This is a genomic window from Kitasatospora sp. NPDC048286 (genome assembly GCF_043201735.1).
GTDB lineage: Bacteria > Actinomycetota > Actinomycetes > Streptomycetales > Streptomycetaceae > Kitasatospora.
On record NZ_JBICZE010000007.1, the window covers coordinates 458,896 to 478,206 of the forward strand.

Annotated in this window: 8 protein-coding genes; 5 read left to right on the forward strand and 3 right to left on the reverse strand. The window is 70.9% G+C overall.

The window, feature by feature from the left end; translation table 11 throughout:
- Positions 1-68 precede the first annotated feature (68 nt).
- Positions 69-977 carry a UTP--glucose-1-phosphate uridylyltransferase gene (locus ACGF13_RS20050; protein ID WP_392876775.1) on the forward strand — a complete coding sequence of 303 codons (909 nt, stop codon included), beginning with the start codon at positions 69-71 and terminating at the stop codon, positions 975-977.
- Between the two features lie 52 nt (positions 978-1,029).
- Here ACGF13_RS20050 and ACGF13_RS20055 read toward each other — a convergent pair whose 3' ends face one another.
- The 3 genes from ACGF13_RS20055 to ACGF13_RS20065 all read right to left on the reverse strand — a co-directional run bounded on the left by ACGF13_RS20055 (position 1,030) and on the right by ACGF13_RS20065 (position 10,785).
- A complete protein-coding gene (locus ACGF13_RS20055; RefSeq protein WP_392876778.1) occupies positions 1,030-2,253 on the reverse strand; it encodes an FAD-dependent monooxygenase in 1,224 nt (407 codons plus the stop codon).
- A gap of 186 nt (positions 2,254-2,439) precedes the next feature.
- The gene (locus tag ACGF13_RS20060; RefSeq protein ID WP_392876781.1) at positions 2,440-3,207 is read right to left on the reverse strand and encodes a hypothetical protein; all 768 of its coding nucleotides are present in this window, start codon (positions 3,205-3,207) and stop codon (positions 2,440-2,442) included.
- A gap of 78 nt (positions 3,208-3,285) precedes the next feature.
- Positions 3,286-10,785: a ricin-type beta-trefoil lectin domain protein gene (locus ACGF13_RS20065; RefSeq protein WP_392876784.1), complete on the reverse strand. Its 7,500-nt coding sequence runs from the start codon at positions 10,783-10,785 to the stop codon at positions 3,286-3,288.
- A gap of 469 nt (positions 10,786-11,254) precedes the next feature.
- Between ACGF13_RS20065 and ACGF13_RS20070 the strand changes: the two genes are divergently transcribed.
- The 4 genes from ACGF13_RS20070 (at position 11,255) to ACGF13_RS20085 (ending at position 19,211) form a co-directional block, all read left to right on the forward strand.
- Positions 11,255-15,286, forward strand: coding sequence for a ricin-type beta-trefoil lectin domain protein (locus tag ACGF13_RS20070; protein WP_392876787.1), 4,032 nt, complete (start codon positions 11,255-11,257; stop codon positions 15,284-15,286).
- Between the two features lie 234 nt (positions 15,287-15,520).
- Positions 15,521-16,777: a damage-control phosphatase ARMT1 family protein gene (locus tag ACGF13_RS20075; protein ID WP_392876850.1), complete on the forward strand. Its 1,257-nt coding sequence runs from the start codon at positions 15,521-15,523 to the stop codon at positions 16,775-16,777.
- A gap of 158 nt (positions 16,778-16,935) precedes the next feature.
- Entirely contained in the window at positions 16,936-17,754 is an 819-nt protein-coding gene (locus ACGF13_RS20080) for a glycerophosphodiester phosphodiesterase (RefSeq protein ID WP_392876790.1), read from the forward strand.
- Positions 17,755-17,882: 128 nt separating this feature from the next.
- Complete coding sequence (locus ACGF13_RS20085; RefSeq protein WP_392876853.1) at positions 17,883-19,211, forward strand: MFS transporter; 1,329 nt, start codon at positions 17,883-17,885, stop codon at positions 19,209-19,211.
- Positions 19,212-19,311: the final 100 nt, after the last annotated feature.

A 19,311-nucleotide genomic window follows, 5' to 3' on the forward strand; every position in this document is an offset into this window, starting at 1 on the left:
CTTGGTAGCGTCGGCGGTGCCGCCGCGTCACCCCGGCGCAGCTCCACCGCCGAACGAGAGGGCGTCACATGGCCCCCAGGACGATCCGCCGAGCCGTCATCCCCGCCGCGGGCCTCGGCTCCCGCCTCCTGCCGCTGACCAAGGCCACGCCGAAGGAGATGCTGCCGGTCGGCGACAAGCCGGTGATCGAACACACCGTGCGTGAGCTGGTCGAGAGCGGCATCACCGACATCACCATCGTCGTGAACGGCGACAAGGGCCTGATCCAGGAGCACTTCCGCCCCAACCCCGTCCTGGTCGAGCAGTTGCGCCGGGACGGCAAGGCGGCCTTCGCCGCGGCGGTCGAGGAGGTCGGCGAGCTGTCCCGCAAGGGCCACATCAGCTACCTCTACCAGCACGGTCCGTACGGCAACGGCACCCCGGTGCTGAACGCCGCCCGCCACTTCGGCGACGAGCCCTGCCTGGTGCTCTGGCCCGACGACGTCTTCGTGGCGGAGATCCCCCGCGCACAGCAGCTGATCCGGGCGTACGAACAGACCAACGCGCCGGTGCTCGCGCTGATGCCGATGGCTCCCGAGGACTCCTACCGCTACGGCGTGCCGGTGGTGAAGGAGGACCTGGGCGGCGGCTCGCTGCGGATCACCGGCCTGGTCGAGAAGCCGAAGCCGGCCGACGCCCCCTCCTCGTACGCGGCGATCGGCGGCTACGTGATCACCCCCGGCATCGTCGACGAACTGCGCGAACTCACCCTCCGGTGGCACGAGAAGCCCGAGGACGAGGTCTACCTGACCGACGCCATCAACGCCTACGCGGCCCGGCGGGCGGTCTACGGGCAGGTCATCGCCGGCACCTGGTACGACACCGGCAACCCCGCCGCTTACCTGCGCGCCCAGTTCGCCGCCGCGCTCGCCAACCCCGAGTACGGGCCCGAGCTGCGCCGGCTCGCCGCGGAGCTCTCCCCGGCGGCCGCCCGGTAGGGCCTGGGGCACGCTCGCCCCAGGCCCTGACCGGCGAGGCCCGCCTTGCCGGTCAGTAGTCCGGCAGGTCGAAGTCGAGGGCCGCCCGGAAGGCCGCCTCCAGCGCCGGGTCGACCTGTCCGAGGTTCTCGGCGGTCTCGGACCGGGCCTTCCGGTCCCCGGTCAGTTCGAGGATCGCCTGGTTGGCGGCCACGTGGTCGCGCAGCCGCCGCTCGTAGGCGGGGTAGGCCGTGCGGTGGTCGCCGTCGGCCGCGTGCAGCTCGCCCGCCAGGACGTAGGCGGCGGTCAGCGCCACACTGGTGCCCTGGCCGGTGGCCGGGGAGCAGCAGTACCCGGCGTCGCCGAGCAGCACGACCCGATCCTTGGACCAACTCGCCATCCGGATCTGGGCGATGACGTCGTAGTGGAAGGCGTCGGTCTCCTCCAACGCCCGGAGGAGGCGCGGCAGCTCCCAGCGCGCGTGGGCGGAGCGCTCGGCCACCAGCCGGCGCTGCCGGGCCGGGTCGCGCGGCAGCATGTCGTCGAGCGGCTCGTCGCTGTGGAAGCCGACGAAGACCCGCAGTTCGCTGTTGTCGCGGACGGTCATCACCAGGCTGAACCAGTTCGGGTCGTCGTCGCTCCGGTGGGCGATCTCCCAGCGGTCGAGCCCGAGGTGGTTGGGCGCGCTCCAGCCGGCCAGGTAGGTGCCGATGGGGTGCAGGTAGTCCGCCTCGGGGCCGAAGACCAGCCGGCGGGTGTTCGAGTGCAGGCCGTCGGCGCCGACCACCAGGTCGAAGGACCGCTCGACGCCGCTGCGGAACCGGACGTCGACGCCCTCCGGGTGCTGCACCAGGGTGTCGATCGAGTCGTCGAAGCGGTACTCGACCCCGGGCCCGGCGGCTTCCGTGCCGCTCCTCTCCGCTCCGGCGATCAGCTCGGCGAGCTCGTCGCGCAGGATCTCCACCTCCGGACCGCCGATCGGCCCGCCGGTGGCCGTCCACTCCGTGCTGCGGCGCAGCTCCCGGCCCTCCGCGTCCACCGCGGACATCCCGCGCAGCCCGGTCCGACGGGCCCTCGCCTCCTCCAGCAGCCCCATCCGCTCGACCACCGCCAGCGCACTGCCCCGGACGTCCACCGCCTGCCCGCCACCCCGCAGCGAGGGCGCCCGCTCCACGACGGTGACGCGGAACCCGTACCGGTTCAGCCAGTACGCCAGGGCCGTGCCGGCGATCCCGGCCCCGGAGACCAGGACGGAGGTGGTGCGCGCCGCGGAGTGCGGTCGGATGCTGTTCGACATGGTGACCTCCCATGGGTTGCTCTGTCTCAACCCCAGCCTGCGGCAAGCCACTTGCAACACACGGACAGCGCGCGGACAGCGCACGAACAGACCGCTGTCACCGCCGACAGGAAACCGTCGGCGCGCCGGTATGACAGCGGGGCCGCCACCATGGTGGTGACGGCCCCGCTCAGGTGGCGCTCGGTGTCACGAATGGAATCGGACGCGGACGATGAAGGCGTCGTCCGGCAGTTCGCGGAGGTACCGGTCCGCGAAGTCGAAGTACGCGTAGGCCGCGTTCGGTTGCTCCGGCGTGGGGGCGTACTCGAAGCAATCGGTCCACCGGCCGTCGAGGGTGACCAGGACGTTCGTGGTCTCGGCCCGTACGGCGGCTCGGTGCGCGTACTGTTCGCGGCTCTCGCCGAAGTACTCGACGGGATCCGAGTGCTTCGCCCATGCGGGGACGTTCGGGTCGGACTGCCGCCAGGCGGCTAGAGCCCGCATCAGCGGTTGTTCCCTGAACTCCTGATAGGGCAAGCCGATCGCGGGGGCGCCGGACGGGCTGCGTTCGGACTTCGCCTGGAGGGGCTGGGCGGGCGGGAACCGCGCGGCGAACTCGGACCAGGTGTCCCACTCCCGGGCAGCGGCAACGGCGGCGGCCGTGCGCTCGGTGTCGAGGTCGAGGACTCCTCGGGGTCCGCCGTCGCACCGGTGCGCGGGCTGCGCCGGGCGCGGGGAGCCGTCCAACCAGATGGGGCTGCGGATCAGTCGCGGGTCGTTCTCATGGCCCGGGCGGACGGCCAGGCCCCGCTCACCGTCGCCCCCGTAGACGTGCCACCAGTCCCATTCACCCTGCCAGCGGCCGTCCACCGGCTGGACGTCGTGCGCGAAGGGGGCGAGGGCCTCGGTGAGGGCGGCCGTCACATCGTCGGTGGCCGTCCCGTCCAGGCAGACCGTGGCGATGTCCTTGGGCATGCTTTCTCCTTGTACGGAAGGGGTGTTACGGCGGCCGCTGCCCGCCGCCGAAGCGGCGGGCAGCGGCCTGGGTCCGGATCAGGTCAATGGGCCCTCCGGCATCGGGCAGCTCCAACACGTGTTGAAGTAGTCCTTGATTCCTGAAATGAGGGTTGACACGTCGCCGAGGATGCCACCGCCGTTGAGGATCTTGCCACCGATCCCGCTGCCGCGTGACGCCTTGCCGTTCGCCTCACCGTCCAGCATGGTGCCCTTGTTCCGGTTGACCTGCGGGTCGTCACCCCTCGTCAGGGATCCGCCCCTCGCCTTGGCCGCGGCCTGCCGCTGGGCGAAGGAGAGGGTGGGTGAGGAGTCGAAGTCGAAGTCGAAACCGATCACCCTGACGTTCGGATTCCCCTTGTACGCCTCGGCGATCATCTTGGCCTGCGCTTCGTCCTTGGCGACGAACACCACCTTGTCGGTCTGCCCTCCCTGCTTCTTCCTGCTCCCCAGCAGCTTGCTGTCGATCGTCCCCTTGATGTTCGCTTCGATGTCCTGAGTGCTGTGCGTGGAGTCCCAGGTCTCCACGTCGACGATCTTTCCGTTCTTCCATGTGATCTTGAGCATGTCGGCCGTGGTGCCGGCAACCTTGGTCCGCGCCCCCTTGTCGTTCGGGTCGTCCGAATACTCATGTCGGCGAATCAGATCGCCGGTCTCGTTGTCGTTCTGGAAGACGTATTCCGTGCCGTTGCCGAGGCAGTCGCTCTTGCCTTCGCCGGCATTGACAAGGTCCTGGTTCAGCTTCTTGAGTGCCACTCGCGAGTGGTCGTTGTCACCGTCCTTGGCGATGATGTGCGGGATTCCGTTGCGGTCGTAGACGGTCCGCTTTCCATTGGTCGTGACGTCATCGAACGGCTTGCCGACATATGTGCTCCAGTCACAGCCGTCACAGAAGTGCTCCGGCGGCATCGGCGGCGGGTCGTGGAAGCCGAAGCCGTAGAAGACCGGATCAGCCTTCAGGCCGCTCGGGTCGCTCTTGGTGGCCGGGTTGTTGGCGGCGTACGCGTAGCCGCCCATCTGGTTGGGGTCACCGGGCTGGAAGACCGGGTCGACGGTGAGGAAGCGCCCCAGGGACGGGTCGTAGTTGCGGGCGCCCAGCAGGTTCAGCCCGCTGCCGCTGTCGACGGGCTTGCCGAGGTAGCCGCGGTTGTCGGTCCACGAGGTGGGAACGGCTCCGCGGGGCCCGCCGTAGGGATCGAAGGCCCGCCGGGTGATGCCCTTGGTGGCAGCGTCGATCTGCAGTGTCGACGTGTTCTGGGGGTTGGTCAGTTCGTAGGTGAGGCTCGCACTGCCGTTGCGGACGACGGTGGTGCCGTCCGGGTTGGCGTAGTAGCGCCTGCCGGTGACGGTGGTGAGGTCCGGTGAAAGGGTGAGCTGTTCCGTGCCACCGAACAGGTAGACGATGGTGCCCTCGGGGCCGTGCTGGACGAGCAGTTCCCCGTTGGCGTCGTACAGGTACTGCGAAGTGGTGCTGCCGGCCCCCTTGGGGTTGGTGACGGTCTCGGTGCGGCCCTCGGCGTTGTAGGTGAAGGTCTGCGTCGCACCGGCCGTGGGCTGGGTGCCCGCAGGACCCCACTTCTGGTTGGGGCCCTGGTTGCAGGTGTAGAGCATCACCCGCGTACCGGACGTGCTGCTCGCCCACGGGATGTCCACGCACAGGCCGGACACCCCGTTGACCAGCGCGCCGTCGGTGCCGGTGCGCCACTGCTGACTGCCGTCGGCGCTGTTGCACGCCCACAGTTCGAGCTGGGAGCCGGAGTTGGTGTTGCCCCCGACCGGCCGCAGACACGCGCCCAGCACGCGCACCGTGCCGTCCTGGCCGGCGGTCCACTGCTGGGACGCCCCGTCGTGGCAGGCCCAGGTCTGCACCGCGGTGCCGTTGTCACTGCGGCCACCCGCGGCGTCGAGGCAGAGCGGGGTAGTGGTCCCGGTCGCGACGCCGGACGGCAGGGTAGTGGTGCCGACCGTGGTGCGGCTGGTGGTACTCCCCTGCGCGTCGTACTGCGGGGTCAGGGTGCTGGTGTAGGACGGGCCGCTGGGCGCGTTCGCGCTGGAGGACCAGTGCTGGTTCGCCGCGTTGGCACCGTTGCAGTAGTACAGCGCCAGTTGGACGCCGAGGTTGCCGTTCCACCCCGGGATGTCCAGGCAGAGCGACGAGGCGCTGTGCACGAGGGCACCGTCGGCTCCGTCCTGCCACTTCTGGTTGTCGCTGCCGTCGCAGGTGGCGAGCTCGATGCCCCAGCCGACGAGACCGGCGGCGGGCCGCATGCACTTGCCGAGCGCCCGCACGGTGCCGTCGCCGGGCCGGGTCCAGCGCTGGGCCGGGCTGCCGTTGCAGTTGGTCGTCTCGACGGCCGTGCCGTCGGCCGTCAGGCCGTTGCGGACGTCCAGGCACAGCTTCGCACCACCGGCACCGGCCATCGCCGACGTGATCGTGGTGGTGGGCTGCCCGGTGCGGGAGGTGACGCTGGTGACCGCGTTCGGCTTCGCGGCCTGGGTGGTGCCGTTGCCCGGGTAGACGCTGGTCTGGGTCACGTCGCGGTAGGTGTCGCCACCCACGTCGTGCCGGACCGTCTGGGTGCGGTCGCCGAGCAGGTTGTACTGGAAGCTCTGCCAGTACGGGGCCGGCCCGCCGATGGTCACCCAGCTCGGGTCGGCGTTGTTGCAGTGCGACACCTGACCGGCCCCCGGCGCGCTGACGCCCTGGGTGTCGGTCCAGGCCTCCGCCAGTCGGCTGAGCCCGTCGTAGCGGAAGCACTGGGTGTCGTAGGCCTGGTCCGTGCCCCCGGAGGACTGCAGCTCGGACGCGCTGGTGAGGTTGCCGACCTGGTCGTAGCCGTAGCTGGTGAACGAGACCGGGTTGGCGTCGGCCTGCTGCAGCATGACGCTGCTGGTGGTCAGCCGGCCCGTGGTGTCGTCGTACGTCCGGGCCGTGCGGAGCAGTTCCCCACGCGTTCCGTACTGCGACAGCAGGAGCTGGCCGAGCGGGTTGTAGTTGGCCAGGTCGAGCAGCTTGGTGTTCTCGGTGCCGGAACCGACGACCTCGCCCATCAGGTCACGGGTGAGGCCCAGCTTCTCCGCGGGCAGGCCGCCTTCCGCGTTGAAGCCGTTGCCGGCGAGCAGGCCGAGGTTGTCGGTGTAGTAGGCGTTCTGGGTGTAGTCGCCGGCCAGCTTGCCTTCGGCGGCCGGGATCGAGGTCGTGGTCGAGGTGGGCTGGTAGCGGGTGTTGTAGCCGTTGACCTTCTGCACGTACGCGCTGCCGTTCGCGCCGCCGACGTAGCGGGTCGACGAGACCGGGTAGCCGTTGGCCAACGTGTCGAAGGTGAAGGACGCCAGCAGCTTGGACTGGTCGCCGGTGTCGGCTCCTTCGTAGCGGCCCGTCATCCGGCCGAGCAGGTCGTAGGTGAAGGAGAGCTGTTTCCCGCGTCCGTCGGTCGCGGTGGTGACGCGACCGAGGTCGTCGTACCTGGTGGTGGACGTGCCGGCGTCGGGGTCGGTCTGGGAGACGCGGTTGCCCTGGACGTCGTAGGTGTAGGACCAGGTGTTGCCGGAGTTGTCGGCGACGGAGGCGAGCGTTCCGCGCTGGTCGTAGGCGGACCGGGTGGTGACGTCACCGATGCCGGTTCCGGCGTGGAGAACGGTGGCGGTGGTGCGGCCGAGGGCGTCCGTGTAGACGCTGCTCGGGATGCCGCCGTTGGGCGGCGTGGTGTCGGTCCGCTCGGCGCCGGGGTAGGCCGTGGTGGTCTGCCAGAGCTGGGTGGCCTTGGCGTAGAGCTTGGCGGCGACGACCCGACCGCTGCCGTCGTAGACGGTCCTGGTCTGGGAGGGGACGGTGTTGTCGTCCTCCTCGAAGAGCGTCGTCCCGGGGTTGGTGGTGGGATCCGACCAGAGGGCGGTGGTCTTGGTGACCTTGCCGTGGGAGTCGTACCGCGTCGAGCCGACGAGGCGGCCGTCCGAACCGTTGGCCGGTGTCGCCTGGGTCTGGCGGGGCTCCAGGAACCCGTCGTAGATGGTGATGTCGGCCCGGTAGGTGCCGTTGTCCAGCTGCGTCATCGTGGTGACGCTGGGCGGGTTCGCACGGCTGTCGGGGGTCGTGTCCACGCCGTGCATCTCGTAGCCGAAGGTCTTGTCGGCCTTCTTGCCGGCGTCCTTGCTGTTGCCCGGCAGCCAGACGGCGGTACGCCGCCCGAGCGCGTCGAAGGTCGAGTCCGTGACCCGGCCGTTCGAGTCGATCGACCGGGTGACGCCACCGCGGGCCGGCGAGACGGTGTTCCTCGTGATCCAGCCGAGCGGGTTCGTGGCGGTGATCTCGGTCGGCAGTGTCCCGGAGGCCGGCTGGTACCCGGTCGTCTTGACGGCGCCCTCGGTGTCCACGCTGCGGACGACTCGGCCGTAGGCGTCGTAGGCCTGGGCCACGACGGTCTTGTAGGCGGCGTTGCCCTGGGCGTCGTAGTCCTTGATCGCCTGGGTGGCGGTCAAGTAGCCGATGGTGTTGCCGTTCTGGCCGAGGGTGCCGACGGCGCCGGGGTTGTTCGGGTCCGCGGTGCCGTCGTAGATGAGGCGGCTGTCGCTGATGGTGGTCTCTGCGGAGGGACGGGTGGCGCAGGAGCCGGCGACGGTGCGCGTGCCGCTGGCGTAGGAGAGCATCATCGAATTGCTCGCCGGCGGCGACGCGTAGCCGGTCTTGGCGCAGGTGCGACCGACATCCGTGATGACGTCGGGCTGGGTGTCGACCGTGTCGAGCCGGCCGAGGTCGTCGAAGGTGGTGACGGTCCGTCCGGTGCGCCAGGTGGTTCCATCGGACAGCAGCGCGCTGGAGCGGCCGGTCGCCGACTGGACCCTGCGGGACTCAAGGGCCGGCAGGGTCGCGAGGGTTGCGTCCTTCTTCGAGCTCCAGGCCGTCCGGGGGCGGCTCACGGTGGTGCGAACCGCGGGGGCCTCGGTGAGCTGCTTGCCGAGGACGGTGCCACTGGCCTCGGTGTAGGTGGCGATCTCCTGGGCGGTGCCGGCCAGCCAGTTGCTGTCGACCGTCTCCTCGCCCAGGGAGTTCTTCGGCTTGCTGACCCTGCGCGTCCGGTCGGCGAGGAAGTCGCCGTCCATGCCCTGGAGGTAGGAAGTGGTGATCCTGCTGACCGGGTCGGGGGATGAACCCGTGGTGGTGGTGACCGTACGGAAGCCGCGGAAGTCGTTCCAGGTGCGGTACTGGTCGTCGGTCAGGTCGGAGTCGTCGCGGTGCCATGCCGCGCCCTGGTAGTCGTAGCTCGTCACCCGGGGCGGCGAGTTCGCCTTGGTGGTGTCCGAGACGGTGACCTTCGACACCAGGCTCTTGTTGAACCAGTCGGCCATCGGCGCGGCGTAGCCGGCCGGAGTCCAGTAGACCGGGTAGCAGGCCATCTGGTTGTTGTCCGCCGAGGCCGGGACCTTGTTCTTGGTGCGGTCGCACTCCGGGTCGCGGTAGGTGACCGCGATGGACGTGCCGGACTCGGTGTTGACCCCGATGATGCGCGGGTGGTACAGCGGCGGGGCGCCGGTGTCGGAGCCGTTGACCCGGTTGTCGATCTCGGTCCCCGCGAAGGTGACCGGGTCGAGCTTGATCTCGGCGCCGCCGCCCGAGGTGTCCTGGGCGGTGTGCTGGATCTTGGACAGCCACATCACCGACTGGAGTCCGCCGACGTTCGGCTTGTCGGGCGTCTTGCCGGTGACCGGGTCCATGGTCCCACCGGCCTCCGAGAAGACCTGCGTCAGCTCGTACTTGTCCACGGGCTGCCAGCCGCCCTGCGAGCGCAGTTCGGTGCGGATCGCGGTCAGGCGCTTGGTGGACCAGAACGTCGGCGAGGTGGGCCGACAGACGTTGGAGCCGGTGCCGCTGGTCGTCCAGCCGTCCTGGCAACCCAGGTCGTACGGGACGTCCTTCCAGTTCGAGGCGGTGGAGGCGTTGAGGTTCTCCGGCTTGCAGACGTCCGGGGAGGTCACACACCGCTCGGCGGTGTCGAAGACGATCCGGGCGGAGGGCTCACGCCCGGCGAGCGCGTCGGCGAGCTGGTAACCGTAGGAGACCCTGGTGAGGTATCCGCCTCGCGTGTAGGCGGTCAGCGTGCCGCTCGCCCCGGCGGCTGCCTGGCCGCCTCCCATCGCGTATCGGTTCGCCTCAGCGGCCCAGTCGTAGCGCTGCACGTTGCCGTGCGGGTCGACGGCGAAGTCGAGGTTGAAGCGCCAGCCGAGCTGCTGGTCGCACTGGGAGTTCTTGCCCTTGGCGACGTTGTAGCACGGGTCGCCGGCGTTGGGGTGGTAGACCGGCACGCCCCAGGCGCTGTTGGTGGGGCCGTCGAAGGTGGTGCCGGGCGCGTGGCCCAGGCCCAGGTAGTAGGCGGTGCCGTCCGGGACCGTGACCTTGAAGTACTCGCCCTGCCACAGACCGTTCGCGGCGCCGGTCAGCCGCTCGATGCGGGTGCCGTCGTCGTTCTGCAGGTGGTACAGGCCGTTGTCGTCGCGGACCAGTTCGCCGGTGTGGGAGCCGAGCGAGATGGTGGCGTTCCAACTCGCCCAGCACTGGTCACCGGACTTGTCGACGCCGGCGTTCTGGCAGGACTTGTAGGAGCGTTCGATGAAGCCGGGGCTGTAGGCCCAACCGTCACCGACCCACGAGGCCTGCGAGTTCCGCGCGGAGGTCTCACCGTCTACGGCCTGCGAGTTGTACGACAGCGCCACCCCGGGTGCCGAACCGGCCAGGGACGGCGGGGTGGTGATCGGATAGCTGTAGGTGAAACCGCCCGAGGCGTTCTGCGACCACGCGCCGGAGGCCGACATGTTGGTCGCGGCGTAGGAGCCCTGGGATCCGCTCGGGCCGGCTTCGGCGGCGATCGCCATCCCGGCGGCGGAGGGGGCGGCGAGCGCGTCGGCCTTCGCGGCCTGTACCTGCCCCGTCACCGTCTTGGTCGACGGGGTAGCGCCGTCACCCGGGACGGCGACGGTACCGGTGATCTTCTTGGCCGCCGGGTCGATGGTGGACTCGAGCGGCTGGCGGGTACGGCACTCGGCCAGCTCGGGAGTGGTCAGCGCGCACGCGGGCATGGCGACCAGGTGGAGCCGGGAGGCCCAGCCCCCGCCGAAGGCGTCGGCCACGGCGCCGTAGTCGAGTGACACGTCGACGGCGGCGGCGTCATGACCGCCGTCGGTCCGCTTCAGACCGACCAGAAGGCCGCCGACGGCGGCCTTCTCGCTCTGCTCCCGGTCGGCGACCTTCACCTCGATCGATGACGGGGCGCTGATCCCGGTGTCCTTGCCGGCCGCGGCCTTGGCCTCGGGGCCGACCCGCTCGGGGGTCGCCGCCCGCAGTCCGACCGGCGTCGCTCCGACCTGGACCTCGGACTCGCCCGCGCCCTTGTCCAGGGCATTGGTCCGGGACTTGAGATCGACGGCGACCGTGGCCCGGCTCGGCCACCTGACCGGACTCGGCTTGCTGGTCGTGAGCTCCCGGGCTCCGGCCGGGCGCGGAAATTCCTTCCGGTCCGCCTTGCCGTCGGCATTGTGCCCGCCCACCCGCGGCAACTGCGGGAGCTGTTCCCCGCCCTTCCCCACAGCCTGCGCGACGAAGGCCGTTTCCGACCCGGCAAGCGGAACTACCAATGACATCACGGCAGTCAGCGCGGCGACGGTCAGGGCATTTCGCCGCCTTCCATCCACCGGTGATCGGCCCGTGAGCCTTCTCCTGTTGAGTTGCATGCGTTTCCTTGCGTTTCCTGATCCGTCATAGGTCTGTGACCTGCACTGACTTCCAGTCAGCCCAGGTCACGGAAGGACGGCAGGAACCGTATTGTCAGCGAACAGGCAGAAGCAATAGCGTTCGGGGCCGAGCGCCGTGGCCGATTTGATGTCCCATCAGTCGACGATTGGTCGGATACTGCGCCAGAAATGGACAAAGCCCCGCTCTCCGCGGCGGCCGGGTGTGGCACAACACACCGGGCCGACCTCGCGAGATTCGGCCTGCCTGAAAGTGGATTGACACGCTATGGGGGAATTCCTTCCCACCCCTCCTCCGCGCCGCCGGAGACTGTCCGGACGCCTGGCCGCCGCGTGCGCGCTCGGCCTCGTCCTCACCGCCCCGGGCGTCGCGGTCGCGGACGACCGTCCGTTCGCCGTGCCTCCCGGCCAGTCCTCGGCGGCCGCCCCGAAGCCGGCCGAGCTCACCGCCGGTGGAGCCGTCCAGGCGGCTCGGCTGACGGCGAAGAAGACCGGCAAGCCCGTCACGATCGACGAGTTGACCACCGAGACCTCGCTCACCGTCGCCGAGCCCAACGGCAAGCTGACCGTCACCAGCCACCTCCAGCCCGCCCGGGTGAAGAAGCCGAACGGCGGGTGGACGGCCGTGGACGCCACCCTCGGCCGCAACGCGGACGGGACGTACTCGCCCAACACCACCCCGTCCGGAGTCGCCCTGTCCGGTGGTGGCCGCGGCCCGCTGGCCACGCTCACCGACAAGGACGGGCGCAGCCTCGCGGTGACGTTCCCGGTCACCCTGCCCAAGCCCACCGTGTCCGGCAGTGCGGCGACGTACGCCGAGGTCCTGCCCGGGGTCGACCTGCGGGTCACTGTCACGGACCAGGGCGCCGTGCGCGAGGTGCTGGTCGTCAAGGACGCCAAGGCCGCGGCCAATCCGGCGCTGAAGACCATCACGCTCGGCACCGGCACCAAGGGCGGCCTGACGGTCTCCGCCGACGCCGAGGGCAACCTCACCGCCGCAGGCAAGGACGGCAAGGCCGCGTTCCGGGCCCAGGCCCCGCTGATGTGGGACTCCGCTGCCACCGCCCCGGTGGCGGCCGCAGCTCCCGCGGCTCCTGCAGCCAAGGACGCCAAGGTCGCGGCCGCCCCGGCCGCCGGAACCACGCAACCGGCCGGCCGAAACGATTCCTCACCCGAGGGCCCCGGCCACGGCGCCCACATCAAGCCGATCGGCGTCGAGGCCAAGGACGGCAGCCTCGCCCTGACCCCCGACGCGGACCTGCTCGGCGGCAAGGACACCGTCTGGCCGCTGTTCATCGACCCGACGTTCCAGCCCGCCCCGACCATGGGCACCAGCCACTTCGCCCAGGTCATGGAGGGCTGCGCCGGCACCCCCGCCTACGACGTCGCCCAGGACAACGGCCAGGGCGCGGGCTACCAGCACTACAAGTCCAACTGCTACGGCATGGAGCGCTCGTACTACGAGTTCGGCACCGGCTCCCTGACCCCGCAGATGTACATCGACAGTGCCCGGGCGTACTTCTCCGAGACCTACGCCGCCGCCTGGGACTGCAACGCCACCGCACCGGTCACCCTCAAGTGGACCTGGGAGATCGGCGGCGGCACCACCTGGAACAGCCAGCCCGGCGTGCGCCAGGACGGCGAGACCAAGTGGCTCAAGAGCTCCTACGGATCCTGCGGCTGGCACGACGTCGACTTCGACGTCACCGGTGCGGTCCGCCAGGTCGTCCAGGAGGGGCGGCCGCTGACGGTCGGCCTGTTCGGCGACGAGACCCGTTCCACCAGCATCGACCACTTCATGCGGTTCAACTCCAACCCGTACGTCATCGCCACGTACGACCTGCCGCCGAATACCCCCGACGCGAACTACACCAGCCCCATGCCGCGGAACCCCGACGGCTACGCCTGCGGTGGCGGCCAGCCCGGCTGGATCGGACGCACCACGACGCTGGGCAACGGCGCCTCCGACATCACCCTGCACGCGTGGAGCCGCACGGTGATGCCGGGCACCAACATCATGATCAAGTTCCACGTCTGGGACAACATGGTGGCGGACGGCAACGGCAACCCCGCCACCGCGACGTGGCCGGACAGCCAGACCATCAACGGCGCGGGCTGGGGCGACGCCAACATCGGCGGCCCGGTCTCCGACGGTCACCAGTACGGCTGGAACGCGTGGGCCACCGACGGGCTGCTGAGCAGCGGGGACAGCCTCTACTGCTACTTCAACGTCGACCTGAGCGCGCCCACGCTCGCGAACATCGCGCCGTCCACGGTCTTCCCGCCGATCGGCAGCGGCATCAAGCCCACCGGCCACGCCGGTGACCAGACCTCCACCATCCGCGTCACCAGCCTCGATCCGGTCCCGGGCGGCTGCACCCGCGGCAGTTGCCTCGCCAGCGGCGTGCGCGAGTTCCAGTACAACCTGGACGACAACATCCCGCCGACCGGCTACAAGGCCCAGCCGGTCGCCGGTGTCGACGCCAACGGCTACGCGTACGCGGACATCCCGATCAACCTCAACCCCGACCAGTGGGGCAGCCACCGCCTGTACGTCCGGGCCACGGACAACGCCGGCAACACCCAGCCGCAGGCCGCGACCTACGACTTCTACGCGCCGTGGAACCCGGCCACCAAGGTCGTCGCCGGTGACGTGACCGCGGACGGCACGCCGGACTACCTGGTGCCCGCCTCCGACGGCTCGCTGACCCTGCTCCCCGGCAACGCCGACTTCACCGCCCAGCCCGGGACCGCCTCGCCGATGACCGGCAGCCCCGAGAAGGACAGCTGGAACAACTACCTGATCGCCCACCGCGGGTCGCTGATCGAGAACAGCGTCGACGACCTGATCGCCTTCGACAAGGCCACCAAGCACCTCTACGTCTACACCAACGACGCCGCCCGGGGCGGCACTCCCGGTCACTTCGCCGACCGCACCGGTGTCTCGCAGGTCGCCACCAGCACCGGTCTGTGCACCTTCGGCATCGACGGCACCTGGAACCACCTCGACCAGATGACCGCGTTCAGCGAGACGCCCAACAGCAAGGGCAAGCCGAACCTGGTCACCATCGAGAGCGGCCACCTGCGTTACTACACCGGCTCCCCGCAGGGCAACTGCCGGTTCGCCGAGGGCATCGAGATCGGCGCCGACAACGAGGACTGGAGCGGCTTCACCCTGCTCTCGCCCGGCGTCATCTCCGGTGTGCCCACCCTGTGGGTGCGTGACAGCGTCACCGGCGCGATCAGCACCCTCCCGATGCCGCTGACCAACGGCAGCCCCGCCGCCAAGTCCCTGCACGCGCCGGCCCGCCGGACCCTGGTCTCCGGTATCAAGAACGCCGCCGGCGGCAGCATGTGCGCCGACATCAAGGACGGCCGCGCCGAGAACGTCGCCGACGCCCAGCTGGTGGACTGCAACACCAACCCGGGACAGGCCTTCACCTACGCCACGGACGGCACCCTGCACGTCCTCGGCAAGTGCCTCGACATCACCGGCGCGGCGACCGACAACGGCGCCGCGGTCAACCTGTACACCTGCCACAGCGGCGGCGCCCAGAAGTGGATCCCCGGCCCCTACCCGGGCACCCTGCAGAACCCCAACTCCGGCCGCTGCCTCGCCGTCTCCGCCGGGAGCAACACGCCGGGCACCCATCTGATCATCTGGGACTGCCTCGACAACAGCAGCCAGTACTGGCAGGCGCCCACCGCCACCGCGGCCCTCGTCGGCGGCTTCAGCTCGGCCGACTACCCGGTGGTCGACTCCCCCGGCGACATCAACGGTGACGGGAACCCCGACCTGATCACCAACGACAACAACCACACCCTCGTCCAGTACCTGGGCACCACGCCCGAGGCCGGCCTGCCCCGCTTCGGCGACATCCGCGTCCTGGACACCCCGAAGCCCGCCTCCTACAACATCAACTCCGTTGCCAACCCGAGCCGTTGCCTCGACAACTGGGGTGCGAGCAACGGCACCAACCTCCGCCTCTACGACTGCTGGGCCGGCGCGAGCCAGAAGTTCACCTTCGGCTCCGACGGCACCCTGCGCACCGGCGGACGCTGCGTCGGCATCAAGGACAACGCCACCAACCTCGGCGCCCAGGTCGTCATCAGCGACTGCGTCGGAGCGACCGGCCAGGTCTGGACGCTCCGCGCCGACGGCAGCGTCTACAACCCGAACGCCGACCGCTGCCTCGAACTCCCCAACTGGGCCGACGCCAACGGCACGGCCCTCGGCGTGTGGGAGTGCATCTCCGGCCACGCCAACCAGCGCTGGACGGTGTTCCCGAACAACGTCTGACGTTCGTAGCAGCATCCCCTCGACCGTGACGGGGCCCTCGGCGCAGCCTTGCGCCGCGGGCCCCGTCCGCGTTTCCCCCGGCTCCGCCGGCACGGCCGGGCGCGGGCGGCCGAGCAGCGGCGCGACCTAGACTCGGGCGTGCCGTCGGCCGCGGTGGACGGTCGGTGGCCGGGCCGCCGGATGCCAGGCGCCGGACGCCGGACGCCGAGGACGAGAACGAGAGAGACGAGCCCCATCGTGTCGAAGCCGAGCACGCCGATCCCCGACCCGTCGAGCGCGAGCAGCTCCCCGGACGCACCGCCCGTGATCCGGGCCGACATCCCCGGGTCCTTCGCCCACGGGGTGTTCCACGAGCGCCACCCGAAGCTGCTCCGCCAGGTGCTCGACGCGCTGCCGTACGGGCCGGGCGAGCGGGCGGCGGTCGAGCGGCTGCTGGTGGAGAGCACCTCCGGGGTGCTGGAGCCGCTGGGGGCGGACGCCCCGGACGGGGCGCAGTGGCTGGCGTGGGGCGAGGGCCTGTGGGGCAGGCCGTGGGGCGAGGCGCCGTTCCTCTGGGCGGAGAGCTACTTCTACCGGCGGCTGCTGGAGGCCACCGGGTACTTCCGGCCCGGCGCGTGGCAGGGCGTCGATCCGTTCGCGCCGTTCAAGGCCGCCGAGTTGGGCGGGCCGGCGGTGGACGAGGAGCTGGCCGCGCTGGACGGGCTCGACGGGCTGCCGGAGGAGCGACGGGCGCAGGCGCTGGTGTCCTCCGCGCTGTGGGGCAACCGGGCGGACCTCAGCTTCCGGATCACCGCGGGGGCGGAGGGGGCGACGGCCCCGGACCTGGCCGCCGACGACGGTGCGCTGCTGCGGGCGGCGCTGGAGCGGGCGTCCGTGGAACGGGCCTCCGTGGAACGGACCGGGAGCGCGGGCGGACCGGTGTGCGTCGTCGCGGACAACGCGGGCCGGGAGCTGCTGCCGGACCTGGTGCTGATCGATCACCTGCTGGCCCACGGCCTGGCGGCGCGGGTCGTGCTGTACGTGAAGCCGCAGCCGTACTTCGTGTCGGACGCGACGATGGCCGACGTCCTCGCCGCGGTGGGGCGCCTTCGCACCGCGTCCTCCCCCGCCGCCGGAGCGGTCGGCGGGCGGCTGTGGCGGGCGTTGGGCGAGGGTGCGCTCGTGGTCCGTACGCACCCGTTCTTCTGCGCCCCGCTGCCGTTCCACGACCTGCCCGCCGACCTGCGGGCCGAGTTCGCGGGTGCGGCGCTGACGATCGTCAAGGGGGACCTCAACTACCGCCGGCTGGTCGGCGACCGGCGCTGGCCGCCGACCACCCCGTTCGCCGAGGCGGTCGGGCACTTCCCCTCGGCGGTGGCTGCGTTGCGGACGCTGAAGTCGGACGTGGTCGTCGGTCTCGACGCCGCTGCCGTCGCCCGGCTCGATGGCACCGGCACGACGTGGCGCACCGACGGGCGGCACGCCGTCGTCCAGGTCGACCCGCGCGGGTAGGGGCTGCGCCGGGTCGGGCTGCGCAGGCACGGGCTGCACCGAACTGATCGTTACTGCTTGACAGGGTGCGTAATACTGTAACGCGCTGGCACCGGTACGCCCCCGGATCCCGGCCCACGGGCCGCCCGGATCCCTCTCCCCGCAGCTCGGAGCACCACATGCACCCCTTCCTCGACCACCCCGGGCCGCTCGCCTTCGCACACCGGGGCGGTGACCTCGGGCGCCCCGAGAACTCGCTCGCCGCCTTCGAGGCCGCCGTCGCGCTCGGGTACCGCTACCTGGAGACGGACGTGCACGCGACCGCCGACGGTGTGCTGGTGGCCTTCCACGACTCGCGCCTCGACCGGGTCACCGACCGCACCGGAACGGTGGCGGAGCTGCCCTGGGAGGACGTCAGGCGGGCCCGGATCGGCGGGACCGAGCCGGTGCCGCTGCTGGAGGACCTGCTCGGCGCGTTCCCGCAGGCCCGGTTCAACATCGACGTCAAGGCGGCGCCGGCCGTCGGCCCGCTGGTCGAGGCGATCCGCCGGACCGACGCCTGGGACCGGGTCTGCGTCGGCGGCTTCTCCGACACCCGGCTGGCCGCCGTCCGCGCCGCCGCCGGCCCGCGGCTGGCCACCTCGCTCGGCCCGCGCGAGGTGGCCCGCCTGCGGCTGCGCTCGCTGGCGGAATCGTTCCTGCCGCCGTTCCTGTCCCGGCGCCCCGGAGCGCCGTTCACCGGGCTGTGCGCCCAGGTGCCGGAGCGTCACCGGGGCGTGCGGGTCGTCGACCGGGCCTTCGTCCGCACCGCCCACCGGCTCGGCCTCCAGGTGCACGTCTGGACTGTGGACGATCCCACACGGATCAGGACTCTCCTCGACCTGGGTGTGGATGGCATCATGGCCGATCGCATCGACGTCCTGCGGGACGTCCTCGGCGAGCGCGGCTGCTGGACGGACGGCAGTACCGGCTCCAGCACGGTGATGGGAACCCCATGAGCACCACGAACTCGGCGACGCACCTGCCGGACGACCCACCGACCGACCCCACGACCGCCCCGGCCACGGCTGCCACTGCCACCGCTGCCGCTGCCGCTGCCGCCGACGACGGACGGTCCCTGCGCCGGATGCAGTTCGGCTGGTACGTCAACGACTGGGCCAACGCCGCCTTCTCGGCCACCGTCCTGACGGTGTTCCTCGGCCCGTACCTGACCTCCGTCGCCAAGGACGCCGCCGACGCGGCCGGCAACGTGCACCCGCTCGGCCTGACGATCCGCGCAGGATCGTTCTTCCCGTACACGGTCTCGTTCTCCGTGCTGCTCTCGGTCGCCGTGATGCTGCTGACCGGCACCCTCGCCGACCGCACCGGGCGGCACAAGGAGCTGATGTGCGGCTTCGCGTACCTCGGCTCGCTCGCCACCATGGGGATGTTCTTCCTCCAGGGCGACCGCTACCTCCTCGGCGGCGCGCTGCTCGTCGTCGCCAACATCTCGTACGCGGTCTCGGTCGCGCTCTCCTACGCCTACCTGCCCGGCCTGGCCTCCCCCGACGAGCGGGACAAGGTCTCCTCCAAGGGCTGGGCCTACGGCTACGCGGGCGGCGGACTGCTGCTGATCGCCAACCTGGCGCTGTTCCAGGGCCACGACGCGTTCGGCCTGGACTCCGGCACCGCCGTCCGGATCTGCCTCGCCTCGGCCGGCCTGTGGTGGGCGCTGTTCACCATCGTCCCCCTGCTCCGACTGCCCTCCCGCGCCGGCGTCGCCCCGCGACCCGCCACCGTCGAGGCCCGGGCCACCGAGGACGGCAAGCCCACCGCCGGCAGCCTGCGCGAACTCGCCCGCACCCTGCGCGGCATGCGCGAGCACCCGCTCACCCTGCTCTACCTCGCCGCCTTCCTCTGCTACAACGACGGCATCCAGACCGTCGTCTCCCAGGCCTCGCTCTACGGCAGCGAGGAACTCGGCATGGAGCAGACCTCGCTGGTCACCGCCGTGCTCCTGGTCCAGGTCGTGGCGATCGGCGGCGCCCTGCTGCTCGGCCGGATAGCCCAGCGCTACGGCGCCAAGCGGACCATCCTCGGCTCCCTGGTCGGCTGGGTCGTCACCCTCGCCCTCGGCTACTTCATGCCCGCCCACCAGCCTGCCTGGTTCTACGTCCTGGCCTGCATGATCGGCCTGGTCCTCGGCGGCAGCCAGGCCCTCTCCCGCTCCCTCTTCTCCCACCTCATCCCGCCCGGCCGGGAAGCCGAGTACTTCAGCTTCTACAAGGTCAGCGACCGCGGCACCAGCTGGATGGGCCCGCTCGTCTTCGGCCTCGCCTACCAGCTCACCGGTAGCTACCGCTCGGCGATCATCTCCCTGCTGATCTTCTTCGTCATCGGCTTCGCCGTGCTGCTCAAGGTGCCGGTCCGCCGCGCCATCGAGGCCGTCGGCAACCCGGTGCCCGAACGCCTCTGACGGTCCGAACGCGTCTGACGGCTCGCGCGGCGCGCGCGGCGCCCCCTGAGAACGAGCCGGGCCCGGCTGCTCCCCCGATCGATCGGAGGAGCGGCCGGGC